The 26,349-nt window shown below is 44.5% G+C and carries 25 protein-coding genes, 1 tRNA gene and 1 rRNA gene; 26 read left to right on the top strand and 1 reads right to left on the bottom strand.

The features are described from left to right. The first annotated feature begins 94 nt into the window (after positions 1–94). From mfd to E4U82_RS09175, 9 genes are all read left to right on the top strand, one after another. Positions 95–3,619, top strand: coding sequence for a transcription-repair coupling factor (gene mfd / locus E4U82_RS09210; RefSeq protein WP_135109910.1), 3,525 nt, complete (start codon positions 95–97; stop codon positions 3,617–3,619). Between the two features lie 3 nt (positions 3,620–3,622). Beyond that, positions 3,623–3,769 (top strand): hypothetical protein, encoded by a 147-nt coding sequence (locus E4U82_RS19845; RefSeq protein WP_167751368.1) that lies wholly within the window; start codon positions 3,623–3,625, stop codon positions 3,767–3,769. A 129-nt stretch (positions 3,770–3,898) separates the two neighbouring features. Next, the gene (spoVT, locus tag E4U82_RS09205) at positions 3,899–4,435 is read left to right on the top strand and encodes a stage V sporulation protein T (protein ID WP_135109909.1); all 537 of its coding nucleotides are present in this window, start codon (positions 3,899–3,901) and stop codon (positions 4,433–4,435) included. A 174-nt stretch (positions 4,436–4,609) separates the two neighbouring features. Beyond that, on the top strand, positions 4,610–6,058 hold the full coding sequence (gene yabN, locus E4U82_RS09200; RefSeq protein WP_135109908.1) for a bifunctional methyltransferase/pyrophosphohydrolase YabN: 1,449 nt from the start codon (positions 4,610–4,612) through the stop codon (positions 6,056–6,058). Positions 6,059–6,063: 5 nt separating this feature from the next. Continuing rightward, on the top strand, positions 6,064–6,321 hold the full coding sequence (locus E4U82_RS09195) for an RNA-binding S4 domain-containing protein (protein ID WP_135109907.1): 258 nt from the start codon (positions 6,064–6,066) through the stop codon (positions 6,319–6,321). Positions 6,322–6,466: 145 nt separating this feature from the next. After that, entirely contained in the window at positions 6,467–6,766 is a 300-nt protein-coding gene (gene yabP, locus E4U82_RS09190; protein ID WP_135109906.1) for a sporulation protein YabP, read from the top strand. Continuing rightward, a complete protein-coding gene (gene yabQ, locus E4U82_RS09185) occupies positions 6,763–7,356 on the top strand; it encodes a spore cortex biosynthesis protein YabQ (protein WP_135109905.1) in 594 nt (197 codons plus the stop codon). Before yabP ends, yabQ begins: the two co-directional genes overlap by 4 nt. 6 nt (positions 7,357–7,362) lie before the next feature. Beyond that, complete coding sequence (locus tag E4U82_RS09180) at positions 7,363–7,743, top strand: FtsB family cell division protein (RefSeq protein ID WP_135109904.1); 381 nt, start codon at positions 7,363–7,365, stop codon at positions 7,741–7,743. A gap of 73 nt (positions 7,744–7,816) precedes the next feature. Next, positions 7,817–8,197, top strand: coding sequence for a S1 domain-containing RNA-binding protein (locus E4U82_RS09175; protein WP_135109903.1), 381 nt, complete (start codon positions 7,817–7,819; stop codon positions 8,195–8,197). A gap of 517 nt (positions 8,198–8,714) precedes the next feature. Here the strand turns inward: E4U82_RS09175 and E4U82_RS09170 are convergent. Beyond that, positions 8,715–8,788 (bottom strand) — tRNA-Met (locus tag E4U82_RS09170). A 219-nt stretch (positions 8,789–9,007) separates the two neighbouring features. Between E4U82_RS09170 and spoIIE the strand changes: the two genes are divergently transcribed. From spoIIE to E4U82_RS09085, 17 genes are all read left to right on the top strand, one after another. Further along, positions 9,008–11,458, top strand: coding sequence for a stage II sporulation protein E (gene spoIIE, locus E4U82_RS09165; protein WP_135109902.1), 2,451 nt, complete (start codon positions 9,008–9,010; stop codon positions 11,456–11,458). Between the two features lie 92 nt (positions 11,459–11,550). Then, positions 11,551–12,291, top strand: coding sequence for a VWA domain-containing protein (locus tag E4U82_RS09160; RefSeq protein WP_135109901.1), 741 nt, complete (start codon positions 11,551–11,553; stop codon positions 12,289–12,291). Continuing rightward, a complete protein-coding gene (locus E4U82_RS09155; RefSeq protein ID WP_135109900.1) occupies positions 12,254–13,192 on the top strand; it encodes a protein kinase domain-containing protein in 939 nt (312 codons plus the stop codon). Before E4U82_RS09160 ends, E4U82_RS09155 begins: the two co-directional genes overlap by 38 nt. A 133-nt stretch (positions 13,193–13,325) precedes the next feature. Next, positions 13,326–14,720 carry a tRNA lysidine(34) synthetase TilS gene (gene tilS, locus E4U82_RS09150; protein ID WP_135109899.1) on the top strand — a complete coding sequence of 465 codons (1,395 nt, stop codon included), beginning with the start codon at positions 13,326–13,328 and terminating at the stop codon, positions 14,718–14,720. Positions 14,721–14,736: 16 nt separating this feature from the next. Beyond that, positions 14,737–15,285 carry a hypoxanthine phosphoribosyltransferase gene (gene hpt / locus E4U82_RS09145; RefSeq protein WP_135109898.1) on the top strand — a complete coding sequence of 183 codons (549 nt, stop codon included), beginning with the start codon at positions 14,737–14,739 and terminating at the stop codon, positions 15,283–15,285. 160 nt (positions 15,286–15,445) lie between these two features. Next, positions 15,446–17,488, top strand: coding sequence for an ATP-dependent zinc metalloprotease FtsH (gene ftsH, locus E4U82_RS09140; protein ID WP_135109897.1), 2,043 nt, complete (start codon positions 15,446–15,448; stop codon positions 17,486–17,488). 176 nt (positions 17,489–17,664) lie between these two features. After that, the gene (locus E4U82_RS09135) at positions 17,665–18,447 is read left to right on the top strand and encodes a type III pantothenate kinase (protein ID WP_135109896.1); all 783 of its coding nucleotides are present in this window, start codon (positions 17,665–17,667) and stop codon (positions 18,445–18,447) included. Positions 18,448–18,480: 33 nt separating this feature from the next. Then, positions 18,481–19,356, top strand: coding sequence for an Hsp33 family molecular chaperone HslO (hslO, locus tag E4U82_RS09130; protein WP_135109895.1), 876 nt, complete (start codon positions 18,481–18,483; stop codon positions 19,354–19,356). 48 nt (positions 19,357–19,404) lie between these two features. Further along, on the top strand, positions 19,405–20,322 hold the full coding sequence (locus E4U82_RS09125) for a foldase protein PrsA (RefSeq protein WP_135109894.1): 918 nt from the start codon (positions 19,405–19,407) through the stop codon (positions 20,320–20,322). 69 nt (positions 20,323–20,391) lie between these two features. Further along, the gene (gene cysK, locus E4U82_RS09120) at positions 20,392–21,318 is read left to right on the top strand and encodes a cysteine synthase A (RefSeq protein WP_135109893.1); all 927 of its coding nucleotides are present in this window, start codon (positions 20,392–20,394) and stop codon (positions 21,316–21,318) included. Between the two features lie 121 nt (positions 21,319–21,439). Then, positions 21,440–22,273, top strand: coding sequence for a dihydropteroate synthase (gene folP / locus E4U82_RS09115; protein WP_135109892.1), 834 nt, complete (start codon positions 21,440–21,442; stop codon positions 22,271–22,273). Beyond that, entirely contained in the window at positions 22,266–22,631 is a 366-nt protein-coding gene (folB, locus tag E4U82_RS09110; RefSeq protein ID WP_135109891.1) for a dihydroneopterin aldolase, read from the top strand. The genes folP and folB overlap by 8 nt, the downstream gene beginning before the upstream one ends. Then, positions 22,628–23,143 (top strand): 2-amino-4-hydroxy-6-hydroxymethyldihydropteridine diphosphokinase, encoded by a 516-nt coding sequence (gene folK / locus E4U82_RS09105; RefSeq protein WP_135109890.1) that lies wholly within the window; start codon positions 22,628–22,630, stop codon positions 23,141–23,143. Before folB ends, folK begins: the two co-directional genes overlap by 4 nt. After that, complete coding sequence (locus E4U82_RS09100) at positions 23,113–23,340, top strand: helix-turn-helix domain-containing protein (RefSeq protein ID WP_135109889.1); 228 nt, start codon at positions 23,113–23,115, stop codon at positions 23,338–23,340. Before folK ends, E4U82_RS09100 begins: the two co-directional genes overlap by 31 nt. Positions 23,341–23,545: 205 nt before the next feature. Further along, positions 23,546–25,027, top strand: coding sequence for a lysine--tRNA ligase (gene lysS / locus E4U82_RS09095; protein WP_135109888.1), 1,482 nt, complete (start codon positions 23,546–23,548; stop codon positions 25,025–25,027). A gap of 301 nt (positions 25,028–25,328) precedes the next feature. Further along, entirely contained in the window at positions 25,329–25,517 is a 189-nt protein-coding gene (locus E4U82_RS09090) for a hypothetical protein (protein ID WP_135109887.1), read from the top strand. A 459-nt stretch (positions 25,518–25,976) separates the two neighbouring features. Next, positions 25,977–26,349: ribosomal RNA gene (locus E4U82_RS09085) — 16S ribosomal RNA — on the top strand; the annotation flags it as partial.

Below are 26,349 nucleotides of genomic sequence, written 5' to 3'. Positions count from 1 at the left end.
TTAGGTTGTTCAAGGAGAAAAGGTCCCTCCCCCTCCTTAAACAAGCTGATCGACGGCAATCAAGGCATTTTTGCACGTAAACAGGTGGGGAAAAATGAAGGGAATTCATGAGTTTTTACGATCTAAAGAAGATATCGCATCAGTCATAGATGGCGTATCAAACGGGATGAAGGAGCAACTGATTGCGGGTTTGTCGGGGTCTGCCCGAAGTCTGTTTGTATCCATTCTCAATGAGTCATTGGAAAGGCCTGTTTTGCTTGTCACACATCAGCTTGTACAAGCGCAGCAGCTGTATGATGATTTAACAGCATTTATTGGTGATGAGCATGTTCATTTATATCCTGTCAATGAACTGATTGCTTCGGAAATTGCTGTTGCGAGTCCTGAACTTAAAGCCCAGCGTATTGAGGCATTAACCGAATGGTCACAAAAGAAATCCGGAATCCTGATTGCTCCCGTAGCGGCGTTAAAGCGGATGCTGCCGCCAACTGATTACTGGGCCAGATATCAGCTTGACTTTCAAACGGATAACGAAATTGATTTGGATTCATATCTGGCATCTTTGATATCCATGGGTTATGAACGGGTTTCAATGGTGACGACCCCGGGCGAATTCAGCCGTCGTGGGGGCATTATTGATATTTATCCCGTTACCGAAACACATCCGGTGCGTATTGAATTATTTGATGATGAAATCGATTCGATTCGTTTTTTTGATGCGGAAAGTCAGCGCTCCCTGGATAAACAGACAGCGATCACCATTGGTCCGGCAACGGAAATGCTGCTCACAGAGGAAGATCGATTGATGGCTGCACAGCGTCTGGAAACAGCTTTAGCCGAATCATTGAAAAAAGTAAGCTCCCCGGAAGCCAAAGAAACATTGGCTGAGACGATTGAACATGATATTGAGCGTTTAAAGAACCTGGAGCACTTTCAGGAAATGTATAAATACATTGGTTTTCTCTACCAGAACCCGGCTAGTTTGCTAGATTACCTGCCGTCTGATGGTTTAATGATTCTTGATGAAATGAGCCGAATTCAGGAAACCGCAACCAATCTCGATATGGAAGAGGGCGAATGGTATAGCAGTCTGCTGGAAGCAAATAAGATGGTGCGCAACAGCCATTTCTCGTATGACTGGCATACGGTATGGTCTAATATGACACATCAGCGCATTTATATGTCTGTCTTTCTGCGGCATATTCCAGGCACCCAGCCACAAAATATTGTGAATTTGTCCACAAGGGCAATGCAGGAATTTCATGGACAAATGCATCTGCTTAAAAATGAACTGAAGCGTTGGGAGAAAGGCGACTTTTCTGTTGTGGTTCTGGCGCCGAGTCAAGAGCGCGCTGAAAAGATACAATCCATATTCATGGATTATTCGATTGAAGCGGATGTAACAAACCAGGTTGAGCTGCCAGTGCGTAGGCCAACCATAACAGTTGGCGTGATCAGCAACGGTATTGAATTTCCGATGCATAAGCTTGTCCTGATTACAGAAAACGAGCTTTTCAAGAATAAAACAAAGCGCCCGCGCAAAAAACAGAAAATTTCCAATGCAGAACGTATCAAAAACTATCAAGAATTAAAAGTGGGCGATTACGTTGTCCATGCGCATCACGGGATTGGCAAATATTTAGGGATCGAAACGCTGGAAATGAATGATTTGCACAAAGATTTCATGCTGATCAAATATACCGGTGATGATAAGTTATATGTGCCGATTGATCAGATCGACCTTGTCCAGAAGTATGTCGCCTCTGAAGGCAAAGAACCTAAGCTCAATAAACTGGGCGGCAGTGAGTGGGCCAAGGTTAAGCGGAAAGTGCAGTCAAGTGTGGAGGATATAGCGGATGACCTCATTAAGCTGTACGCCGAACGGGAGTCCAGAAAAGGGTATGCATTTAGTGAAGAAACGGAACTACAGGGTGAATTTGAAGCTGCCTTTCCATACGAGGAAACGGCGGATCAGCTGCGTTGTATTGCCGAAATTAAAGCAGATATGGAAAAAGAACGGCCCATGGATCGCCTGTTGTGCGGTGATGTCGGGTATGGCAAAACAGAAGTCGCGATTCGTGCCGCGTTTAAAGCAGTGGCAGACGGGAAGCAGGTAGCCATTCTGGTACCGACAACCATTCTGGCTCAGCAGCATTTTGAAACCATCCAGGAAAGGTTCCAGAATCAAGCGGTTGAGATTGGCATGCTGAGCCGATTCCGTACAAGAAAACAGCAAAATGACACCATTGAAGGACTCCGGAAAGGGAAAGTTGACATTGTGGTCGGTACCCACCGTTTATTATCAAAAGATGTCATCTATCACGACTTAGGGCTCTTAGTCGTAGATGAGGAACAGCGGTTTGGTGTCAAACATAAAGAAAAGATTAAACGGCTGAAATCAAATGTCGATGTGCTGACATTAACTGCCACACCCATCCCGCGAACATTGCACATGTCGATGCTCGGGGTCCGGGATCTGTCGGTTATTGAAACGCCGCCGGAAAACCGTTTCCCCATCCAGACATATGTGATGGATTATAATCCTGTCTTTGTCCGCGAGGCTGTCGAGCGGGAAATGGCACGCGGCGGCCAGGTGTTTTTCCTTCATAATCGGGTGGACAATATTGATAAAGTGGCAAGAGACCTCGGCATGCTCGTTGATGACGCGCGAATAGCTGTTGCGCACGGGCAGATGAACGAAAATGAACTGGAAAATGTCATTTTTGCCTTTTTGGAAGGTGAGTATGACGTTTTGGTCAGCACCACGATTATTGAAACGGGTGTCGATATTCCAAATGTTAACACATTAATCGTCAACCAAGCAGACCGGATGGGACTCAGCCAATTGTATCAGTTAAGAGGAAGGGTTGGTCGTTCGAATCGAGTGGCCTATGCCTATTTTACCTATCACCAGGATAAAGTCCTGAGCGACGTGGCGGAAAAACGGCTGGAAGCGATTAAAGAATTCACTGAACTTGGCTCGGGCTTTAAGATTGCCATGCGTGATTTGTCTATTCGGGGGGCAGGTAATCTGCTGGGTTCACAACAGCATGGATTTATTGATTCTGTCGGGTTTGATATGTATTCGCAAATGCTTAAAGATGCCATTGAGGCACGCAAATCAGGGAAAAAGCTTGATGAAATTGAAACGCTCGAACCCGAATTATCGCTTAAGATTGATGCGTACATCCCGGAGACGTATATTAAAGATGAAAAACAAAAAATTGATATGTATAAACAATTCCAGTCGATTAGGTCAACGGAGGGTATCACAGACCTTCGCGATGAATTAATCGATCGTTTTGGCGATTACCCTGAAGAAGTGGCTAACTTATTTCATGTGTCCTCACTGAAACGACATGCCAAACAACAGCGGATCGAATCCATCAGTGAAAAGCCGAAAAAAATGGAAGTGCTTGTCAGTCAAAATCGCAGTCAGCAAGTGGACGGATCAAAACTATTTACCTTGGCCAATCAGTTCGGGAGGGAATTTCAGCTTGGAACGGAAGGCAATAAGCTGAAGATTGTGTTTACATGGAGTCCGGATACACGCCATCAGCGCTATGACATACTTGAGGACTTTATCAGCCGGTTATCCGATATCGACCGGGAGGCGTGAGACATGCAGTTGCCAGCGACCGCCTATTTGGGATCGACCATGCTTTTTGCAAGTCGCGGCATGTTCGTGAAGGTTTGTCTGACGCTGCTTGCTTTCCTCCGGTTTAGCCCCGGAGCACTTGAATTCCAGAAAAAAGAGGAAGCCTCTTAACGAACCATGTATAGTTCTTTCAGGATGATTCATACTAAACCCACAACTGGTGTTTTTTTCACATGGAGGTAACGTTTGAAAAACAGATACACCAGGGACAATCATCATAGAAAGTGAGGGCTTCCTAAAATGAAGGCAACAGGAATTGTACGTCGTATTGATGATTTAGGAAGGGTCGTTATCCCAAAAGAAATAAGAAGGACTTTGCGCATCCGTGAAGGTGACCCATTGGAGATATTTGTTGACCGGGAAGGCGAAGTCATCTTAAAAAAGTACTCCCCGATAAACGAGCTGAGTTCTTTTGCAAATGAGTATGCAGAAGCGCTGTTTGATTCACTTAACTGCCCGGTTCTTATATGCGACCGTGATGAGGTGATTGCCGTGGCAGGTGAGTCTAAAAAAGATTACTTAAATAAAAGTATCGGTTCACAGCCGGAACAGACGATGGAAGACCGTACAATGGTTTATGAAACGGAAGGGTCGACCACAGAGCTGATCAAAGGGCAGGAAGAAGAGCTCGATTCGTATTGCATCAGCCCGATTATTGCCAGCGGTGATCCGATTGGCTGTGTTATGTTGTTTTCAAAAGACGGTCAAAAACTGGGAGAAGTAGAACAAAAATCAGTCCAGACAGCCTCAAGTTTTCTTGCCCGACAAATGGAATAACCAAACGATTATGTTTTCTCAGGTACCATACGCCTATCCAACCGGAAAAAGTGCCATTATTTTTTTAGAAATAAGGCACTTTTTTCGTTTATTCAACGGTTTTATAGTATCTTTATTTATTATGCTATAATAGGCCCAGATGTTGATTCGAATACATAAAGAGAGGGATTGCGAATGCCGTATACAATCGAAGTGGTCGGGCTTGGTGCCGGGGATTTGGATCAGTTAACATATGGTATTTATAAAAAATTAACGAATCGTGATAAATCGCTGTATATACGTACAGCAAACCATCCGGGAGTTAAGCAATTAGAGGAGGATATCACCTTCACAACGTTTGACCACATTTACGAAGCGATGGACCAATTCGGTGATGTATATCAGCAAATAGCCGATACACTGCTGGAAAAGGCTAAAGAGAGCGCCATCGTTTATGCGGTTCCAGGCCACCCAATGCTTGCTGAAAAAACGGTACAGCTGTTATTGGCGCAGGAGGATGTACCAATTGAGATCGCCGGCGGACATAGCTATCTTGATGCCCTGTTTACGACGCTGAAAATAGATCCGATTGACGGCTTTCAATTTGTTGACGCGACAGCGTTTGACCGCAGTCACTTGGATTACCGTCATCATATTGTTTTCAGTCAGGTATATGACCAGTTTATCGCATCACATGTTAAACTTGAGCTGCTGGAAGATTTGCCGCCGGATTATCCGGTAACCATCGTCACAGCAGCTGGCACCGATCAGGAAAAGATCACCGAAATTCAATTGGAAGAACTGGATCATGCTTTTTCAGACGTTCATAACCTCATTTCCGTTTACATCCCTCCCGCCCCGGATGCCATGCTGCACCATACATTTACACGGCTTCGTGAGGTTATTGCCACATTGCGGGGGCCTGAGGGCTGCCCGTGGGACAGCAAGCAAACCCACGAAACACTGCGGGAGTATGCCATTGAAGAGGTCTATGAGTTAATCGAAGCGATTGACGAACAGGATGATGCGTGGATTGTGGAAGAGTTGGGCGATATGCTGCTTCAGGTGATGCTCCACAGTCAGGTTGGTGAAGACGATGGGTATTTTACCGTCGATGACGTCATTCGTTCGATCACCGATAAAATGATTCATCGCCATCCGCACGTGTTTGGAGACGCGTCGGCTAAAACTGTTGATGCCGTTAACAAGACGTGGGACGCGCTGAAACAAGAGGAAAAAGGTGATCAACGTGAATCGGTGCTGGATGGGGTCCCCGCAGGACTGCCCGGATTGTCCAGAGCCTTTAAATTGCAGAAAAAAGCAGCCAAAGTTGGGTTTGGCTGGGATGAGGTGCAGGATATATGGTCAAAGCTTCAGGAGGAATTGGAAGAAGTGCAAATGGCCATCACCGCACAAAACCGGACGGAACTCGAAAAAGAACTTGGTGATGTATTGTTTGTACTTGCGAACATATCACGGTATTATAAAATAAACCCGGAAATAGCCCTGAATCAGACAAATCGGAAGTTTATATCAAGATTTTCCCATATTGAAAAGGAACTGCAAGGACAGGGAAAAACGATCAGACAGGTTTCCCTGGAAGAAATGGATGATTATTGGAATCAGGCAAAAAGAAAAGAGTGATTGAATTGCGGCTGGATAAATATTTAAAGGTTTCACGATTGATTAAACGCCGGACACTGGCAAAGGAAGTCGCCGGACAGGGGCGTATCACCGTTAATGGTCAGCCGGCGAAAGCCTCCACGGTCCTATCGGTTGGTGATGAACTGGTGATTAAGTTTGGTCAGAAGGTGGTCACGCTTGAAGTGACGTCATTGAAAGAAGCCGTTAAAAAAGACGAAGCGGACAATTTGTACAAAGTCATCAGTGAAGAGAAAGTCGATTAGTGCGTGTTCAAAGGGGGCGCGAAAAGGACCAGAAGATCCTCTTTCGACGTGTCATTTTCACCGGAATTTTTGAACAACCTCGATTTAGATAGTTCTATACTTGTCCTCACTATCATACAGTAATAGTGATAAGGAGGGCGAGTGTATGAATTATTATGAACAGCAACCTGTGCAACGGACGGAGCGGGAGCATACAGTCACCGTTAATAACCGAAAAAATCTGGAAATAACCGGTGTTAAAGAAGTTGATAGTTTTGACAATGAAGAGTTTTTACTGGAAACGGTCATGGGCTATTTGATTATCCGCGGGCAAAATCTGCAATTAAAAAACCTGGATGTGAGTGATGGTCTTGTTACCATCAAGGGTAAAGTGTACGAGCTTTCCTATGTTGATGAACATCACCAGGAGAAAGCTAAAGGGTTCTTTAGCAAGCTCTTCAAATGACGCTCGATGTGCAGTTCATCACGATGATTGCGATGATGATTGGCGGATTTTACCTGGGGGTGGCGTCCGATACGTTTCGGCGTCTCTGCGTCTATTGGAAGCAGCGTGTTGTTCTGAAATATTTCATGGAAATCGGCTTTTGGCTGACGCAGACACTGCTGTTATACTATGTCTTATTCCAAGTCAATAGTGGCGAGTTACGTTTCTATGTATTTGTTGCCTTATTATTGGGTTTTGCCATGTACCAGGCATTGGCTGCCAATATGTATAAGCGTCTACTGGAATATCTGATCGGAATCATCGTTCAAATATACCGCTTTCTGGTAAAAGTAACCCGGGTTATCATTATCATACCGGTCACGTTTTTAATTCAATTGATTATAACGATTATTGTAGGGACAGCAACCATACTGCTGAAGCTGATTCGGTTCACTTTTAAAATTGTTCTTGCCCCGGTCATCTGGCTATTTCGGATGGTTTTTCGAATGCTTCCTCAATCCATTCAAAAAAGATTGCACAAAATAGCAGGATTTTATAGTATAATAGAGAATACATGTAAGAAATGGATACAGAAGTCTAAGAGGAGGTAGATGCCTGTGCCGTTAAGGAAAAAGAACGTGACACGACTGGATTCGAATTATATGCAGCAATATGATGCCTACATAGAAAGACAAAAACGCAAAAAGAAGCGGCTGAAGCGCCGTCTGATTTTATTTGCCATTGTAGTAGCAATCGTTTTCGGAAGCCTGGCAACCTACCATTTAAATCAGCGGGCGCTTTATGAAGAAAAAGAGGAACAATATGAACAGCTTCAGAATGAGATGACAGCACTTGAAAAAAATGAACAGAATCTGAAGGAAGAAATTAAGCTGCTGAACGATGAGGAATATGTACTGGATATCGCACGGACCAACTACTTTTTCTCAGAAGAAGGCGAATTAATTTTTAAAATTCCTGAAGAAGAGCCCTCATATTGACACGCTTTTACAATACTGGCTATAATATATAGGAAGTATACTTTTCAAAATTCTAAGGAGGAGCACTTTTTTTATGTCAATCGAAGTAGGCAGCAAGCTGCAGGGAAAGGTAACCGGTATCACTAATTTTGGTGCCTTTGTAGAAATTGAGGAAGGAAAAACAGGTCTTGTCCATATTAGTGAGGTTGCCGACAACTATGTAAAAGACATTAACGATCACTTGAGCGTTGGTGACATGGTAACGGTCAAGGTTCTTAATGTCGAAAAGGATGGTAAGATTGGTCTTTCCATCAAGAAAGCGAAAGATAGACCGCCACGTCAGCGGAATCGTAAACCTACAGAATCCTTTGAATCAAAAATGAACAAATTTCTTAAGGATTCGGATGAACGTTTAGCCTCTTTGAAGAAGCACACGGAATCCAAACGCGGAGGTCGAGGTGCTAAAAGGGGATAGCTGTTTGCTGTCTATGAAAAATTGATAATAAATTGATCATATATAACGAAAAGCAGATGTTGCATTTGAACGCGGCATCTGCTTTTTTAAAAGATAAGAAAGTATAAATTTTTGGCTATATGAAACTCTTTGTCAGCAATAGCCATGTCCAGCTTCGACGTACAGGACGTACTAGTGCCGGCGTTGGCACAGGACGTGCCGAACTTAGCCGGCCAGCGCCTGCCCCCTCGAGGTCTTAAGAAGTCATTTTACGTGGCAAAACCCGCCACTACAAATGCTTGTTTAAGCTTTTCGGGGGTGAACAAGGAGCCCTGCGCTTTTCTTAGTTAGTTGCTATAACTGCGGCGTGTGGTCATGATGGAAAAGACTTGAAGATGGTGTATCCGGATTTGATAGGGTCGGATTATCGAAGAAACCACCCCATCAACGGTAAAGCGTTAAACGAATTGAGTGAATACAAAAAGACAGCCTTTGTGAGGCTGTCTTTTTGTATCTGATATGCTGTTAACCAGTCTGATGGCGGCAGAGGGGATCGAACCCCCGACCTTACGGGTATGAACCGTACGCTCTCGCCAGCTGAGCTACGCCGCCGAATTCAGTCACAAAAAATATAATACAACAGCAGCACCTGTCTGTCAACCAAAATTTTATACAAAAAGATGACAGTACTAAACAGAATACGGAACCTGATGTAGAAAATCGCTTGTCCACTTAGAAACCAGTCGAACGATTTATTGGTTCAACCCTGTTGTTTTGACAAAAAAAGAATGCATCCTGTGCTTTAATGAGTGATAGAGGGAGTGGTATTGTATGATCAATTCGATTTCAGGAGTGGAGTCCAAAACACTCAGCGTTCATCAGGGGCTGCTTGAAAAACTTCGGAGCAAATTTTCCACACAAATGAAAACAGTCCTGTTGGAAAAAGGATGGTTATTTTTTCTTGTCGGTTTTTTGCTTGGACGGGCCGTCATCCTATCTGTTGTTTCGCCATTTGCTGTTGCTTTTTTAGCTGCGGTCTGGCTTATACATAAGGACAAGGCTGCGAAAGTCATGCTTTCTGTTTTAGCCGGCGCATTCAGTTTTTCCATTACACATGGCGTGTTTATCATGCTGGCCATGATTATGTTTGTCTTTTTGGCAGGCATTTTTAAGCAAGCCGGTAAACAACGGCTGTTGATACCGTTGTTCGTGTTCCTGTCAACAGTGGCCCCCCGGCTGTTTATTTATTCCATTTGGGGGCAGCTGTCATCGTATGAATGGATGCTTCTATTTGTCGAAGGTGTTCTGGGAACTGTCCTGGTATTAATCTTTATGCAGAGTATTCCATTATTATCACCACAACGTTTTAAACCCGCATTAAAAAATGAGGAGATTGTTTGCCTGATTATCCTTCTGGCGTCCATTCTGACGGGCACAATCGGCTGGGAAGTTTACAATGCCTCCATTGAACAAATTTTTTCCCGGTATTTCGTACTGCTGCTGGCATTTGTCGGTGGAGCGGCCATCGGCTCCACTGTTGGGGTTGTAGCGGGACTTATTTTGTCACTCGCTAATGTGGCCAATCTTTACCAGATGAGTCTGCTTGCCTTTTCTGGACTGCTTGGCGGCCTTCTCAAGGAAGGCAATAAGATTGGCGTCAGCGTCGGATTGTTGGTTGGCACCTTTCTGGTTGCAATTTACGCTGATGTGGCGGGCATTGTGCCGTCGATTATGGAAACATCGATTGCGATCGTATTGTTTCTGTTGACCCCCTCAAGTTGGATTAAAAAACTGTCACGGTATATACCTGGAACAGAAGAACATACCAATGAGCAGGAGCAATACCTGCAGAAAGTCCGTAATGTCACGGCCAAACGCGTTGAACAATTTTCCGATGTGTTTGAAGCCCTGTCCAAAAGCTTTTCGGCAGCGGAAGAAACGAAGGAAGACAGTGTTAATGCCAGACGTGAGACCGATTACTTTTTGAGCCAGGTAACTGAAAAAACCTGCCAGTCTTGTTTCATGAAGGAGCGGTGCTGGGAACAGCAGTTTGATAAAACCTATTCGTTAATGGAGAACTTAAAGGATGACTTGGCAGAAGGAAACGAACCGAATCGCAAATCGGTTCGTAATTTTGAAAACCATTGTGTCAAATCGAAAAAAGTCTTGGATACGATGAAAGAGGAAATTTCATTTTTTGAAGCGAATAAAAAATTAAAGAAACAAGTGATGGAAAGTAAACGATTTGTCGCGGACCAGCTGCAGGGTGTTTCCGAGGTCATGGATGATTTTGCAAATGAAATTCTTAAGGAACGTCAGCATCATGAAAAACAGGAAATACAAATTATGAACACATTAACAAACATGGGGATTGCCTTGGAAAAGCTTGATATTTATCGGCTGGAAAAAGGGAATGTCGATCTGGAGATGACGCTGTCGTTTTACGATTATCATGGAGAAGGTTCGAAACTGATCGCGCCGGTTTTATCTGATATTTTAAATGAAATGATTATTGTTAAACAAGAAGAAGTCTCCCCATTTCCGAACGGCTATTGCCAGCTGGTATTCGGCTCGGCAAAGGAATATGTCGTGGATACTGGAATTGCCCATGCAGCGAAGGGAGGCGGATTGATATCAGGGGACAGTTTCCGGACGATTGAGCTTGGGGAAGGTAAGTATGCGATGGCTATCAGTGATGGCATGGGGAACGGCAGACGTGCAAACGAGGAAAGTGAAGAGACATTACGTTTGCTGCAGCAAATTTTGCAGACAGGGATCCCGGAGAGTGTGGCGATCAAATCGATTAATTCCATCCTGTCGTTACGAACAACGGATGAAATGTATGCAACACTGGATCTTGCGGTGATCAATTTGCATAATGCAGCGGTTAAGTTTCTGAAAATTGGTTCCACCCCAAGCTTGATTAAACGCGGCGATGAGATTATCAAGGTTGAAGCGAGTAACTTGCCGATGGGAATCATTCAAGAATTCGATGTGGAAATTGTCGGGGAGCAATTGCGGTCCGGTGATATTTTAATCATGATGAGCGATGGTATCCTGGAAGGGCCTAAACATGTTGAGAATATTGATGTATGGCTGAAACGGAAAGTCCGGAATATGCAGACAGATGACCCACAGGAAATGGCTGATTTAATATTAGAAGAAGTCGTCCGCACGAGAAGTGGAGCGATTGAAGATGACATGACCGTGGTCGTGGCTAAAGTGACGAAAAATTCACCGCAATGGACATCGATCCCTGTCTATACCGACCAGGCACAGTAAATATGCGGCGGCCGTATTCGCGAGACCTCACACGTATATTGGCGGCCATTTATGGTGAAGATGGTAGTGGATATAAGAGGGAGGTTTGTCAGGTGAAAAAAGGAACATTGAAACAGATTTTACTCATTACGGATGGCTGTTCAAACAAAGGCGAAGACCCGGCAGTAACAGCAGCACTAGCTAAACAGCAGGGGATTACTGTCAATGTTATCGGAATTCTTGATGATGATCAGACAGAAGATCCTGAGGGTCTGCAGGAAGTGGAAGACATTGCGTTGTCAGGCGGCGGCGTCAGTCAGCTAGTCTATAAACAAGCTTTGTCACAGACGGTTCAAACCGTTACGAAACAGGCGATGACACAAACACTGCAGGGTTTTGTCAATCAGGAACTTAAACAGATCCTTGGACCGGAACAAAGTCTTGAGGAAGTTGAACCGGAAAAACGGGGCGAAATTATGGAAGTTGTGGAAGACATGGGAGAGACGTGTGATCTGGAAGTACTTGTTCTGACAGATACGAGTGCAAGCATGCATGATAAGCTGCCAACCGTTAAAGAAGCACTGATCGATTTGTCTGTCAGTTTAAATGCCCGCATTGGACGTAACAGGTTCTGTATATTCAGTTTTCCTGGCAAGCGCAAAGATATGGAGAAGGTATTGGATTGGTCCCCTAAGCTTGACTCGATTTCCACGATTTTTCCAAAATTGACGAGTGGCGGCATCACCCCAACCGGGCCGGCAATCCGGGAGGCTGTTTATCAATTTGGCAAGAAAGGTTTATTAAAAAACTTGAGGGATGAAGATGAACCAGGCGTGGAAGAAGCAGGGTATTAATATAAGACCGGGAACCGTCATTACCGGGAAGTGGCATCAACATCGTTATGTAATTAAACAAAAGCTCGGAAACGGTGCTATTGGTTCGGTCTATTTATGTGAAAGGAATGGCCATTATGGCGCCTTGAAAATAAGTGAAAATGCCACATCCATGACAGTTGAGGTCAATGTCCTGAAGTCGCTCGGAAAGGTCCAAGGCAGTCGTCTTGGGCCTTCCCTAATGGACGTTGATGACTGGGAAGCATCACGAAACAGCACGTATTCTTTTTACGTGATGGAATACTTACGGGGGGAATCGTTAAGCGGCTTTATCAAGAAGCGCGGCCATGAGTGGACTGGCATTTTCATGCTGCAATTACTCGAGGACCTGGAACATTTGCATCAGGCGGGCTGGGTGTTCGGTGACTTTAAATCCGAGAATCTCATCGTGTTGTCACATCCCCCGAAAGTACGCTGGATTGATGTTGGTGGAACAACCCAAATCGGCAGGGCTATTAAGGAATACACAGAATTCTATGACCGGGGTTACTGGGGGCTGGGATCAAGAAAAGCGGAACCCAGCTATGATTTATTTGCATTCGTGATGGTATTTTTAAATATATATTATCCAAAGCGGTTTGAAAAAGGCACAAGTCCAAAAGCAACCCTTTTGAAAAAGTTGTATGATGTTCGCCAGTTGCGGGTATACAGGGAATGTTTAAAAAAGGCGCTTCTCGGCAACTATCAGTCAAGCTCTGAGATGCGGCACGACTTATTACATGCGATGAATCATGCCCGACGTCCGGTCAGATCACATAACCGGTCCGATCGCCGGGACTCCGGCAAAGCCCCGCTTGCAGAGGGAGGCGGGATTATGCTGGCGGCCTTGTTTTATTACCTTTCATCATTTATGTTGCCATGAGTTTCAGGTGTCATGACGGTTTGTCATAGCGTAAGATTATGATAGAATGAAGGTTATATTGTATAAGTGGTTTTTCTTATTTGTAACGTCAGAAAGTATAAGTTATGGAAGACCTTATAAGAAAGGGATAGCGATGGATAACACAGTTCGTGCATTTATGAAGCGTCATCAATTGGTTAAAGAACATGCGACGGTTTTGATCGCTGTCTCGGGTGGGCCGGACTCCATGGCGTTGCTTCATTTTTTTTGGAAGCACCGGGAAGAATGGCGTTTACGTCTGATTGCCGTGTCGGTTGACCATCAGCTTCGAGGGGAGGAATCGCTTGAGGATCTTGACTATGTCAGGCAGTTTTGCCGGAAACGGAACATTGAATTTATTGGAACCTCATTGGATGTGCCGGCCTATAAACAGGAAAAGCAAATAGGGACACAGATTGCAGCACGAGAACTTCGGTATCAATTTTTGGCTGAACAGATGACCACGTATGATGCAGACTATCTTGCACTTGGGCACCATGGGGATGACCAGGCCGAGACGGTTTTGATGGGACTCGTGCACTCGGCCAGTGTTAAATCACTTGCCGGCATGCCACTTGAACGGGATTTTGCAACCGGAAAGATTATCCGGCCTTTTTTATGTGTCACAAAAGAAACAATCGAACATTATTGCAGAAAGCATGCCATTACACCAAGAAGAGATCCATCCAACGACGAAAGTACATATACACGAAATGACTACCGCAACAACGTGCTTCCATTACTAAAAAGTAGAAATCCGAATCTGCATCGTACCATTCAACACTTAAGCCGGTCATTGCAGGAAGATGAGGCATTTCTTGAGCGCGAAGTTGAAAAGATGGTTAAACAGGCCGTTACCTTTGACAAGCAGAAAACAGCAGTCCACTTTAACATCGGAACTTTTAATTCATATCCACATTCTTTACAAAGACGAGCCTTTCATCTAATATTGAACTATCTGTATAGTGATATTCCTAAAAAAATATCCTATGTTCATGAGGTACAGTTTTTTACAATATTGAATGACCGTCATGGTAATGTCCGGATCGATTTCCCGCATCGTTTGAAACTGGAAAGATCTTATCAAAATATCTCCCTTTATTTTATGAATGGGAAGCCGGAACCTTTGTCCTACCATATGCTGATTGCACTTCCTGGGGAAACGGTACTACCGAACGGGGGGGCCATTGCAGCGGATGTCACGAGCAATCCGGGTATACCGGATGATATGGTTTATGTATGTGACAAAGAAACGGTTGCCCTTCCGTTACATATCAGGACACGTAAACCGGGGGACCGCTTGCGTTGGAGAGGGATGAACGGAAGTAAAAAAGTCAAGGATATTTTCATTGATGCTAAAATTCCATTAAACGAAAGGGATACATGGCCGGTTGTAACAGACAATAATGATGACATCCTGTGGCTTATCGGTTTAAAAAAAGGCATGCCGCGAAAGCAAGCTGAAAACGGTTCTTATATTCAATTAAGTTTCAGAAACAGTGATGCATAAAAATAGGAGGAGCAGCATGGACAACGATATTGAAAAAATATTGATTACGGAAGAGCAAATTGCCGCAAAATGCGCGGAAATCGGCGAACAGCTGACAAAAGAATACGATGAGAAGTTCCCCTTGGCCATCGGTGTTTTAAAGGGCGCCATGCCATTCATGTCTGATATATTACGTCGTATTCATACATATCTGGAAATGGATTTTATGGATGTTTCAAGTTACGGCGGCAAAATGCGCTCATCTGGTGAAGTGAAGATTGTAAAAGATTTGGATACGAAGGTGGAGGGCCGTGATTTATTAATTATTGAAGATATCATTGACAGCGGCCTCACGCTGAGTTATCTGGTTGATTTATTTAAGTACCGGAAAGCGAATTCCATTAAAATCGTGACACTGCTTGATAAACCATCTGGACGTACGGCACATATTAAAGCGGATACCGTCGGATTTGAAGTGCCGAATGAATTTGTCGTTGGTTACGGCCTCGATTACGAGGAGCGTTACCGTAACCTGCCGTATATCGGAGTATTAAAGCCGGAGATTTATGGCGGCAATGAAAACTGAATCCACAAAAGGCAACTGAAGATTCAGCCCACACAGAGCCCTTTTTGCTGAGCAATACCGGCGGCAAAATAAAAAAGAAGTTGTAAGCACAATTAGTTGTATCACGGCTTTTTTGTATGATACTATTGTTTGTAGTTTTCTCGCTTGGAGGAGGTAAGGAATGAATCGGATATTTAGAAATGTTATATTCTATCTGCTGATATTCTTGGTCGTCATCGGCGTCATAGGAGTATTTAATGGACAAAATGATCAAAAAGAACAATATAATGTGCAGGAATTCATGAGTGCATTAGATGATGGGCAAATCGAGAAAATGACCATGCAGCCGGCTAATGGCATCATGCGTATCACCGGGGAGACAGGTGAAGGCGAACAGTTTGTCTCGCAAGTCCCTGATTCCACGGATATTATTACGCAAATTACGAATACGGCTGCAGATCAGAGTACGCTTAAAGTAGCAGAAGAGGAGCAACCAAGCGGCTGGGTAACTTTTCTGACGACGATTATTCCATTTCTGATATTAGGTCTGTTTTTCTTCTTTATTCTTAGTCAGGCTCAAGGCGGCGGTGGCGGCCGTGTCATGAACTTTGGCAAGAGTAAAGCCAAAATGGTCAGTGATGATAAGAAAAAAGTCCGCTTTAAAGATGTTGCAGGGGCGGATGAAGAGAAGCAGGAACTTGTTGAAGTTGTTGATTTTCTGAAAGATCCCCGCAAATTTTCGTCACTTGGGGCGAAAATCCCCAAAGGGGTACTGTTGGTTGGACCTCCGGGGACAGGTAAAACATTGCTTGCCCGTGCTGTGGCAGGTGAAGCAGGCACGCCGTTCTTCTCCATCAGTGGTTCAGACTTTGTGGAGATGTTTGTCGGTGTTGGTGCATCCCGCGTCCGTGACTTATTTGAAAATGCCAAGAAAAACGCGCCATGTATCATTTTCATCGATGAGATTGATGCTGTCGGCCGTCAGCGTGGTGCTGGCCTTGGCGGTGGCCATGATGAACGTGAGCAAACATTGAACCAACTACTCGTTGAGATGGATGGGTTTGGGATCAATGAAGGAATTATCATTATCGCTGCAACAAACCGTCCGGATATTTTGGACCCGGCGCTTCTGCGTCCAGGACGTTTTGACCGCCAGATTACGGTTAACCGTCCGGATGTCAAAGGCCGTGAAGAAGTGTTGGAAGTGCACGCACGGGATAAACCATTTGATGATACGATTGATCTTGAAACAATTGCAAGGCGTACGCCAGGATTCTCAGGTGCAGATCTGGAGAACCTCCTGAATGAAGCAGCACTTGTTGCAGCACGCTTTGATAAAGATAAAATCGGCATGGAAGATGTAGACGAAGCCATTGATCGGGTAATTGTCGGTCCTGCCAAGAAGAGCAAAGTTATTTCTAAGAAGGAACGCGATATTGTTTCCCACCACGAAAGCGGGCACACGATTATCGGTCTGGTGCTGGAAAATGCAGATGAAGTTCATAAAGTGACGATTGTTCCGCGTGGTCAGGCAGGTGGTTATGCCATTCAGTTACCAAAAGAGGACCGTTCTTTTATAACCAAACCGGAACTTTTTGATAAAATCACCGGGTTATTGGGCGGCCGTGTGGCTGAAGAAGTTATGTTTGGTGAAGTCAGCACAGGTGCATCCAACGACTTTGAGCAGGCAACCAATATTGCACGCCGAATGATTACGGAATTCGGCATGAGTGATAAAATCGGGCCACTGCAGTTTAAGAGCGGCGGCGGGGAAGTGTTCCTCGGACGTGATCTCCAGAACGATCAGAATTACAGTGACGCGATTGCCCATGAGATTGATAAGGAAATGCAAAACTTTATTAATTACTGTTATGATCGTGCCAAATCGATTCTTACAGAACATAAAGATAAACTGGAATTGATGGCTCAGACATTGCTTGATGTTGAAACGCTGGACAGAAAACAGATTAAGTCATTGTTTGAAGACGGTGTGCTTCCTGAACCTGAAGAGGATGATGAACCAACGACTGGTAACACAACCTCAGCGAATGATGACACAAATGAAGATGTGAAAGTGACAATCCAGTCCAAAGATGATGAAGAATCTGATCCTGATTCATATGAAGAAGTTAAGAAAAGGGCTGACGAGGCGCGCAAAGAAAGAGAGAAAGAGCGTAAAGAAAATGAGGAGTCGTCTCCTGATTCAGACGATAAAAAAGAATAATACAGTTGTTGGCCTCTCAGGAAATTGAGAGGCTGATTTTTTAGCTTGTCAGTGGCAACTTAAGCTTTTGTTCAAAGATGAGAAAGTATAAAATTTTTGGCTATATGAAGCTCTTTGACAGCCTGTATGATATAGTGAAAAAATAGAAAAAGTATATACGGGAAGGTTGGTCATGAATGCTTTTTGTGCTCGATGCAGGAAACACAAACACAGTTCTGGGTGTTTTTGAGGAGGATACATTAATTCATGAATGGCGCATCAAAACGGACCGGCATAAAACAGAGGATGAGTATGCGGTCCTTGTAAAATCATTATTGGAGCATGTGAATATTTCATTTTCCGACATCAATGGGGTGGTTATTTCTTCTGTTGTGCCGCCCATTATGTTTGCGTTGGAAAAAATGTCTGCCAAATACTTTCACCTGGAACCAATGGTGATCGGTAAGGCGTCTGTTCGTTCATTTTTGAAAATGATGTATCCGAACCCCGAAGAAATCGGCGCTGACCGGATTGTAAATGCAGTTGGGGCCATTGAAGAGTACGGGGCACCGCTTGTTATTATTGATTTTGGAACGGCAACGACCTTTTGTTATATTAATTCTGAGAAAGCTTACCACGGTGGTTTGATCACACCTGGAATTCTGATATCCATGGAAGCCCTTAACAGTAAAGCATCGAAACTGCCTAAGATTGAGATACAAGCACCGGACAATGTTGTCGGACGATCAACAGTCGAAGCGATGCAGTCAGGTGTGTTTTTCGGATATGTGGCACAGGTTGACGGGATTGTGACCAGGATGAAGCGAGAAATGGGAACAAAACCGACCGTTATTGCTACCGGCGGGCTCGCATCGTTGATTACAGATGCATCCGAAACAATTGATTATGCTGATAAATATCTAACGTTAAAAGGCCTTTACCTGATTTACCAAAAAAATATGCAAATGAACGATTTTTAAGCGAGACATTTTAAAGGAGTTGGAACAGATAACATGAAAGATTACCTGCTAAAAGCAACGGCATATGACAGCAAGGTTCGTGCCTATGCGATCAGTTCGACAAATACGGTGGAAGAAGCGAGGAGACGGCAGGATACCTGGGCGACTGCTTCGGCAGCTCTGGGCCGGACGATTACCATCAGTGCGATGATGGGGGCTATGATGAAGGGTGATGATTCACTGACTGTTAAGCTTGAAGGAAATGGGCCAATGGGGGCAATTATCGCTGACAGTGATGCAACGGGTGATGTGCGTGGCTATGTGACAAATCCGCACGTTGATTTTGATTTGAACGACAAGGGAAAGCTGGATGTGGCCCAAGCAGTTGGGACAGAAGGAAATCTTAGTGTGGTGAAGGATTTGGGATTAAAGGAACATTTTACAGGCCAAGTTCCTATCGTGTCTGGTGAAATAGGCGATGATTTCACCTATTATTTTGCCAACTCTGAACAAATTCCTTCTGCGGTCGGTGCCGGCGTATTAGTGAACCCCGACCAAAGTATACGGGCATCCGGTGGTTTTATCGTTCAGGTGATGCCGGGGGCTGATGAAGAAGTGATTTCCCGTTTGGAAGAAAAGATTCAAGGATTCCCGGCCATTTCAACCTTAATTAGGGAAGGGAATTCACCGGAAGAGATTCTAGAGCGGCTTTTCGGGAATGACGAAATAACGATTCATGGTCGTCTGCCTGTCCGTTTTCAATGCAAGTGTTCCAAAGAACGTGTCGAACGAGCGATCATGGGGCTGGGGAGTGACGAAATCCAGGACATGATTGAGGAGGACCACGGGGCAGAAGCAACATGTCATTTCTGTAATGAAGTCTACCGTTTATCGGAACAGGAGCTGGAAACACTTAAAGAACGTGTTTAGGTATGTGTTTAAACGTTAGCGAACGTTTAAGGCGGAAAGGAGCAACCGATGAACAGGAAACTTCTTTGGGGGATGATCGTCGTTTTGCTTGTAACCAACATCGTCACCCTTATGTTTTGGAATCGGGTTGGGACATCAGTACCGCTTGATCACAGTGATAGACAAATCAATCAGAAAGATCCGGTTGCTTCGGCAGGCGATGAATCCGTTTCGTTTGAGGAATGGATGCTTTCATTACGTGAAAACTTTGGGAAAGAACAGTTGAAGAATATGATTAATCATCAGGTCGTACAACAGCTGGCCAAAGAAAACAACGTGACCATTGATGATAAGATCATTGCCCGGGAAATAGCCCGTCTAACGACGATGCAAGATGTCATGACAGCGGAAGAAACGAAGCGCAAAGAGGAAAAATGGCGCGAAGATATCTTGTACCGTTTTCGATTGGAAGCGCTTCTGACGGCTGATACAAATATACCTGAGGAAAAAGTACGGACGTATTATGAGGAATATGGGGACCAATATGATTTTCATGCTTCCACGCAAATCTCCCATATTGTTGTGCCCGATATGGAGACTGCTAATCAAGTAATAACCGACCTTGAAAATGGTGCGTCATTTAGTCTGCTTGCACAGGAGTATTCAATCGATGAGGAAACGAACCGCAACGGCGGGTATTTAGGATTTTTGGTTCATACAAGCCAATTTTGGCCTGACGGTTATCTGGATAAGGTGGCGGATATGGAAGAGAGGACATATAGCGAGCCTTTTCGGACGGATGCTGGGGTGGCCATTGTGTATCTCCATCGTGAACTTCCCTCCATCACATTCAATTATGAGGAGATAAAGCCCTATGTGGAACGGGAGCTGGCGATGGACCAATTGGATCAGTCACTGTCGGCAGAATCATTGTGGGATGAAACGAATGTTGAGTGGATTTACGAAACTGGAAACACTTTTGATTGACATTTTTCTGATTTCGACGTACATTAAATATAAATCCTATTAAAATACTTGGAATTAGGAGGAATTAGGATGAGAGTTGCTGACAATATTGCCGGTCTGATCGGGGAAACACCAATTGTCCAATTAAACCGCACAGCTGAAAAGGATAGTGCAGACATTTATCTGAAGCTTGAATTTATGAACCCGGGGAGTTCGGTGAAAGACCGTATTGCCTTGTCGATGATTGAGGCAGCTGAAAAGCAGGGTGAATTGAAAGAAGGCGACACCATTATCGAGCCTACAAGCGGTAACACCGGAATTGGTCTAGCGATGGTGGCTGCCGCCAAAGGATACAAGGCAGTCCTGGTTATGCCTGACACTATGAGTAAAGAGCGCCGCAACCTGCTGCGTGCTTATGGTGCGGAATTGGTGCTGACGCCCGGAGCAGAAGCCATGAAGGGTGCTATCAATAAGGCTGAAGAGCTGAAAAAGGAACATGGGTATTTTATGCCGCAGCAATTCAGTAATGAAGCAAATACAGAAGTACATGAACGGACAACCGGGAAGGAAATCGTCAAACAGATGGACGATGGTCTGGATGCGTTCATTTCCGGTATCGGAACCGGTGGAACGATCACAGGCGCTGGGAGCGTCCTGAAAGAACACTTTAACGGCATAAAACTCTATGCAGTTGAACCGGATGATTCCGCTGTTCTGTCTGGCGACTCCCCCGGTCCACATAAGCTTCAAGGACTTGGCGCGGGTTTTGTACCTGAGATTCTGGATACAGAGCTTTATGATGACGTGATTCGGATTTCCAACGATGAAGCTTTTCAAACATCCCGCGAGGTTGCCAGACAGGAAGGTGTTTTGGGCGGTATTTCATCCGGAGCAGCCATCGCAGCGGCTAAAAAAGTTGCGAAACAGTTAGGTCAAGGCAAAAAGGTCCTCGCAGTCGTACCGGATAACGGCGAGCGCTATTTATCGACGCCGCTTTATCAGTATGACGACGAATAGGGTCGCAGGCGTTGAGGGATTGGCACTGGATGCTTAAGTGCTAGTCCTTTTTTTTATGGTGTGATACGATATGAATAATGCTTAGAGATAACGCACTTACAGATTGGAAAGAGGGTACAGGATGACATTAACAACTGATTCCAAAACATTTCATTTAGACGAACGGACACATATTATGGGAATACTGAATGTCACACCGGATTCGTTTTCAGATGGCGGTCGTTATACGATAATTGAACGGGCGATCCAACAAGCTGTTTTAATGGAGCAGCAAGGAGCCGATATAATTGATATTGGCGGTGAATCCACTCGGCCAGACCATGATCCTGTATCACAGGAAGAAGAAATTGACCGCATAGTGCCCATGATTCAAGCGGTGAAGGAACATATCACCATTCCAATTTCCATTGACACTTATAAAGCCGAAACGGCGCATCAGGCCATAAAAGCGGGCGCTGAGATAATTAATGATGTCTGGGGAGCCAAGCAGGAACCTGATATAGCACGAGTTGCCGCTGATGCTAACGTCCCGATTATTTTAATGCATAACCGGACAAATAAAAATTACACATCCTTAATCTCGGATATGAAACAGGATTTGCAGGAAAGTATCGATATCGCACAGAGTGCCGGCGTTCCAGAAGCGAACATCGTAATCGATCCAGGCGTCGGATTTGCCAAAACCTCCAACGATAACCTCGTTGTCATGAATCACCTTGAGGCCTTTCACGAACTTGGCTTTCCTGTTCTGCTTGGGGCGTCCCGCAAATCGTTTATCGGCAAAATTTTGGATGTTTCGCCTGCCGAACGGGATAATGGGACAGGTGCTACAACGTGTCTGGGCATTTCAAAAGGTGTTCAGATAGTCCGGGTTCATAATGTCAAGGTACACGTGGAACTCGCAAAAATGATGGACACAATGCTTGGTAAGCAGGGAGTGAAAAGCCTTGGATAAAATACTATTGAATCAAATGGAATTTTACGGATATCATGGCCTGTTCCCGGAAGAGAACAAACTTGGACAGCGGTTTTATGTTGATGTGGAATTAATGCTTGATCTGAAAACATCGAGCCGGTCTGACGATATGCATCATTCCATTGATTATGGAGAGGTTTATAACACCGTAAGGGATGTCGTGGAAGGTGAACCGAAACACCTGGTCGAGGCCGTTGCCGAGAATATGTCGGATAAATTATTTCATTCGTTTGAACTGCTGGAGGCGTGTAAGCTGAAAGTTACCAAGCCTGATCCGCCCATACCGGGTCATTATCAATCAGTTGCTGTAGAAATTTTTCGGGAGCGAAACGCATGAGTCATATATACTTGGCGTTGGGATCAAATATTGAACCGCGCGAAACATACCTTGCAAAAGCACTGGATGCATTGAACGCCTATCAGCAAATTACCATTGTAAAAAAGTCATCGGTTTATAAGACTGCACCTGTTGGTTATACTGATCAGGCTGATTTTTTAAATATGGTGGTTGAAGTGGATACGTCCCTTTTACCGCTGACATTATTGGATGTTTGTCAGGCAATCGAAAAACAGCTGGGGAGAAAGCGGGACATCCGCTTTGGGCCGCGAACAATCGACCTTGACATTTTAATGTATAATCAGGAAAATAGAGAAACAGAACGATTGACTCTTCCGCATCCACGTATGCTGGAACGGGCATTTGTACTTATTCCATTAGGGGAAATTGCCCCAGAATTGATCATCCCGGCAACAGGTGATAAACGTGTACAGGATTATATAGAAGCACTTCCTGAAAGAGATATAGAGGGTGTAAGGCAATGGAAAGAGGAAAACTCGGCAGAAGGATAAAGGCATTTCGGAAATTAAAGGGCTATACGCAAGCAGGGCTGGCCAAAAAGCTGGATATGCCGATTATGAATCTTGGCGACGTCGAACGGGGCAAACAGCAAGCCACGGATGAACTGATTGGTCAAATAGCCGATCAATTGCATATATCAAGACGTGAATTGCAGGACGAAGCTTCCAGAGACAGGATGGACGAATAACAGCCGCTTTTTAAACAAGTACTATCACCATCCTGGACGGTACTGTTCCGGCTACGATGGTATTGATTTTTTAACTGCAAACTATACGCAAAGCTTTTTTGATGGATCGTCCTGACTGATTATCATGGTGATTAGGACGCTTACTACTGGAAAGCCGGGGTCCTTCTAAAGCACGGAACCGGCCGGATAAAATGGAGTGATAACTGTGACAGAAGAATTAAATGATCATATGCGGGCGCGGCGTGAAAAACTCGAATTCTATAATGAACGACATGTGAACCCGTTTGGCGGCAGGTTTGACAGAACCCATTTTGCAGCTGACTTAGTTAGCGCGTATGATTCATTCACGAAAGAAGAATTAGAGGAAAAAGAAGATAACGTGGCAATAGCCGGACGTATGATGACCAAACGTGGAAAAGGGAAAGCTGGATTTGCCCACATTCAGGACCTCAGCGGCCAAATTCAAATTTATGTTCGGAAAGATATGATTGGAGAAGAAGCATACGAAATTTTCAAGTCCGCTGATATGGGAGATATTGTTGGCGTTTCAGGAGTCATGTTTAAAACAAAAGTCGGTGAACTGTCGGTCAAGGCAGCAACGTTCACGTTACTGACCAAATCACTAAGACCCCTGCCTGAAAAATATCATGGACTGAAAGATATTGAACAGCGTTATCGTCAGCGTCATTTGGATTTAATCACCAACCCGGACAGCAAGGAAACGTTTATTCTAAGAAGTAAAATCATTCGATCAATGCGCCGCTATTTGGATGAACAGGGCTTTCTGGAAGTTGAGACGCCCATGATGCATGGCATTCCAGGCGGTGCAGCTGCACGACCGTTCCAAACATACCATAATGCATTGGAAATTCCATTATATATGCGAATAGCGATTGAATTGCATTTGAAACGGTTGATTGTCGGCGGTATGGAAAAAGTGTATGAAATTGGACGTGTCTTTCGGAATGAAGGGGTCTCCACCCGTCACAATCCGGAGTTTACGATGATGGAACTATATGAAGCGTATGCGGATTTCCATGATGTCATGACCATAACAGAGAATCTTATTTCCCATATTGCTGAAGAAGTGCTTGGCAGTATGCAGATTCAATATGGCGACGAAACAATCAACCTGGAACCGAAATGGCGAAGACTTCATATAGTGGATGCGGTGAAAGAGTATACCGGAGTCGACTTTTGGCCAGAGATGAGTGACGAACAGGCAAACGAGTTGGCTAAAGAACACGGCATTTCGATTGATGATAACATGACATATGGCCATATTCTCAACGAATTTTTTGAACAAAAGGTTGAAGAGAAACTAGTACAGCCAACGTTCATTTATGGACACCCGTTGGAGATTTCACCACTTGCTAAACGAAATGAGAAAGACGCAAGGTTCACTGACCGGTTTGAATTGTTCATTGTCGGCCGCGAGCACGCGAACGCCTTCAGTGAATTAAATGACCCGATTGATCAACGTGAACGGTTTGAGGCACAAGTGAAAGAACGGGCGGAAGGTAATGATGAGGCCCATTTAATGGATGAAGACTTTTTAGAAGCACTGGAATACGGCATGCCGCCCACAGGTGGTTTGGGAATAGGAATAGACCGGCTGGTAATGCTATTGACAAATGCCCCGTCTATCCGTGACGTCCTGCTGTTTCCGCAAATGCGTCATAAATAATTGTCTCTGTGGACAGGTATGATTTTGAGATGTCCGTTTGTTTGGTTATCCTTGCATAAATGTAGTTGACGACCAATCAGTGATGAGGTGTGTACTGTGATACCCCGCTTTTGCATTAATTTGAAGCGGGGTTGATTGCATGTCTTTCATCTGACCAGTAGGGAGAAATCTGCGTCTAACCATGCGGTGTTTAACTGTCAAAAGAGCATATTTAGAACAAAAGGGTTGTCCGTTCTATCGCAGTATTGATGAAAGCTGGTTTTATAAATGGTAAAAGGGCATATCCTGGGGTGGCGCAGTTTTGAGCATAAAGCAAGCTTCGGGTGGAATTATATCGGATGGAGAAAATGCGGTTTGTTTTTTTACAAAAGCAGTAGATTTTCATGATGATCCGCATTACCTGGAAGCAGCTCTGCTGCCTATAAACCTTTATAGAACTGGTGATTTCAATTTTCTCCGTACGATAGGGGAAACAATGGTACTGGAATAACGCATGCAGGAAATTGGTTTTCTCTTTCGGAACGGATCTGTATAAGGTCGAATGAGCCTTATGTGCCTTTTTAGTCGAATTTTAGATCTCCATTTAGACTGGCTCATTAGAGTTGGATAAAACAACCAATTATTTTTTTATTGATTTGCTATTGATTCAAAGAACCAATCGTGATACATTATTAATCGTTGCAAAAACAGAGGCAACGCCAAACAGCAAAATTAAAAAAGTTGTTGACTTTGTTGTTGGAAGATGGTATATTAATTAAGTCGCTTTCGAGAGGCGGCAACGAAATTGCTCCTTGAAAACTGAACAAAACAACCAGTATGACAAACAGATGTCAGAGGTAAGAGGTCGGAAGTCAAAATTTGATTTTGATGGAAGACCAATAAAACCCTGAATCAATTTTTAGCTAAGCCATGAAAGAGATTGATCGGTGTCAATCTCTTGACAAACTTCTTTTTGGAGAGTTTGATCTTGGCTCAGGACGAACGCTGGCGGCGTGCCTAATACATGCAAGTCGAGCGCGGGAAGCAGACAAACGCCCTTCGGGGCGTGCGCCTGTGGAACGAGCGGCGGACGGGTGAGTAACACGTGGGCAACCTACCTGTGAGACTGGGATAACTCGTGGAAACGCGAGCTAATACCGGATAACACTTCTGGCTGCATGGCCGGGAGTTGAAAGGCGGCATAAGCTGCGCACTCACAGATGGGCCCGCGGCGCATTAGTTAGTTGGTGAGGTAAGAGCTCACCAAGGCCACGATGCGTAGCCGACCTGAGAGGGTGATCGGCCACACTGGGACTGAGACACGGCCCAGACTCCTACGGGAG

Origin of the sequence: Lentibacillus salicampi (assembly GCF_004565465.1) — a bacterium.
In the GTDB taxonomy this organism is placed as follows: Bacteria; Bacillota; Bacilli; order Bacillales; family Amphibacillaceae; genus Lentibacillus; species Lentibacillus salicampi.
This window is presented reverse-complemented; position numbering and strand designations above follow the sequence as displayed.

Coding starts and splice junctions, on each gene's coding strand:
- tilS (WP_135109899.1), top strand. CDS start 13,326: ATGGATAACACAGTTCGTGCATTTATGAAGCGTCATCAATTGGTTAAA.
- folK (WP_135109890.1), top strand. CDS start 22,628: ATGAGTCATATATACTTGGCGTTGGGATCAAATATTGAACCGCGCGAA.
- hpt (WP_135109898.1), top strand. CDS start 14,737: ATGGACAACGATATTGAAAAAATATTGATTACGGAAGAGCAAATTGCC.
- ftsH (WP_135109897.1), top strand. CDS start 15,446: ATGAATCGGATATTTAGAAATGTTATATTCTATCTGCTGATATTCTTG.
- mfd (WP_135109910.1), top strand. CDS start 95: ATGAAGGGAATTCATGAGTTTTTACGATCTAAAGAAGATATCGCATCA.
- yabN (WP_135109908.1), top strand. CDS start 4,610: ATGCCGTATACAATCGAAGTGGTCGGGCTTGGTGCCGGGGATTTGGAT.
- E4U82_RS09155 (WP_135109900.1), top strand. CDS start 12,254: ATGAAGATGAACCAGGCGTGGAAGAAGCAGGGTATTAATATAAGACCG.
- yabQ (WP_135109905.1), top strand. CDS start 6,763: ATGACGCTCGATGTGCAGTTCATCACGATGATTGCGATGATGATTGGC.
- folP (WP_135109892.1), top strand. CDS start 21,440: ATGACATTAACAACTGATTCCAAAACATTTCATTTAGACGAACGGACA.
- hslO (WP_135109895.1), top strand. CDS start 18,481: ATGAAAGATTACCTGCTAAAAGCAACGGCATATGACAGCAAGGTTCGT.
- E4U82_RS09125 (WP_135109894.1), top strand. CDS start 19,405: ATGAACAGGAAACTTCTTTGGGGGATGATCGTCGTTTTGCTTGTAACC.
- spoVT (WP_135109909.1), top strand. CDS start 3,899: ATGAAGGCAACAGGAATTGTACGTCGTATTGATGATTTAGGAAGGGTC.
- spoIIE (WP_135109902.1), top strand. CDS start 9,008: ATGATCAATTCGATTTCAGGAGTGGAGTCCAAAACACTCAGCGTTCAT.
- E4U82_RS19845 (WP_167751368.1), top strand. CDS start 3,623: ATGCAGTTGCCAGCGACCGCCTATTTGGGATCGACCATGCTTTTTGCA.
- E4U82_RS09100 (WP_135109889.1), top strand. CDS start 23,113: ATGGAAAGAGGAAAACTCGGCAGAAGGATAAAGGCATTTCGGAAATTA.
- cysK (WP_135109893.1), top strand. CDS start 20,392: ATGAGAGTTGCTGACAATATTGCCGGTCTGATCGGGGAAACACCAATT.
- E4U82_RS09175 (WP_135109903.1), top strand. CDS start 7,817: ATGTCAATCGAAGTAGGCAGCAAGCTGCAGGGAAAGGTAACCGGTATC.
- E4U82_RS09135 (WP_135109896.1), top strand. CDS start 17,665: ATGCTTTTTGTGCTCGATGCAGGAAACACAAACACAGTTCTGGGTGTT.
- yabP (WP_135109906.1), top strand. CDS start 6,467: ATGAATTATTATGAACAGCAACCTGTGCAACGGACGGAGCGGGAGCAT.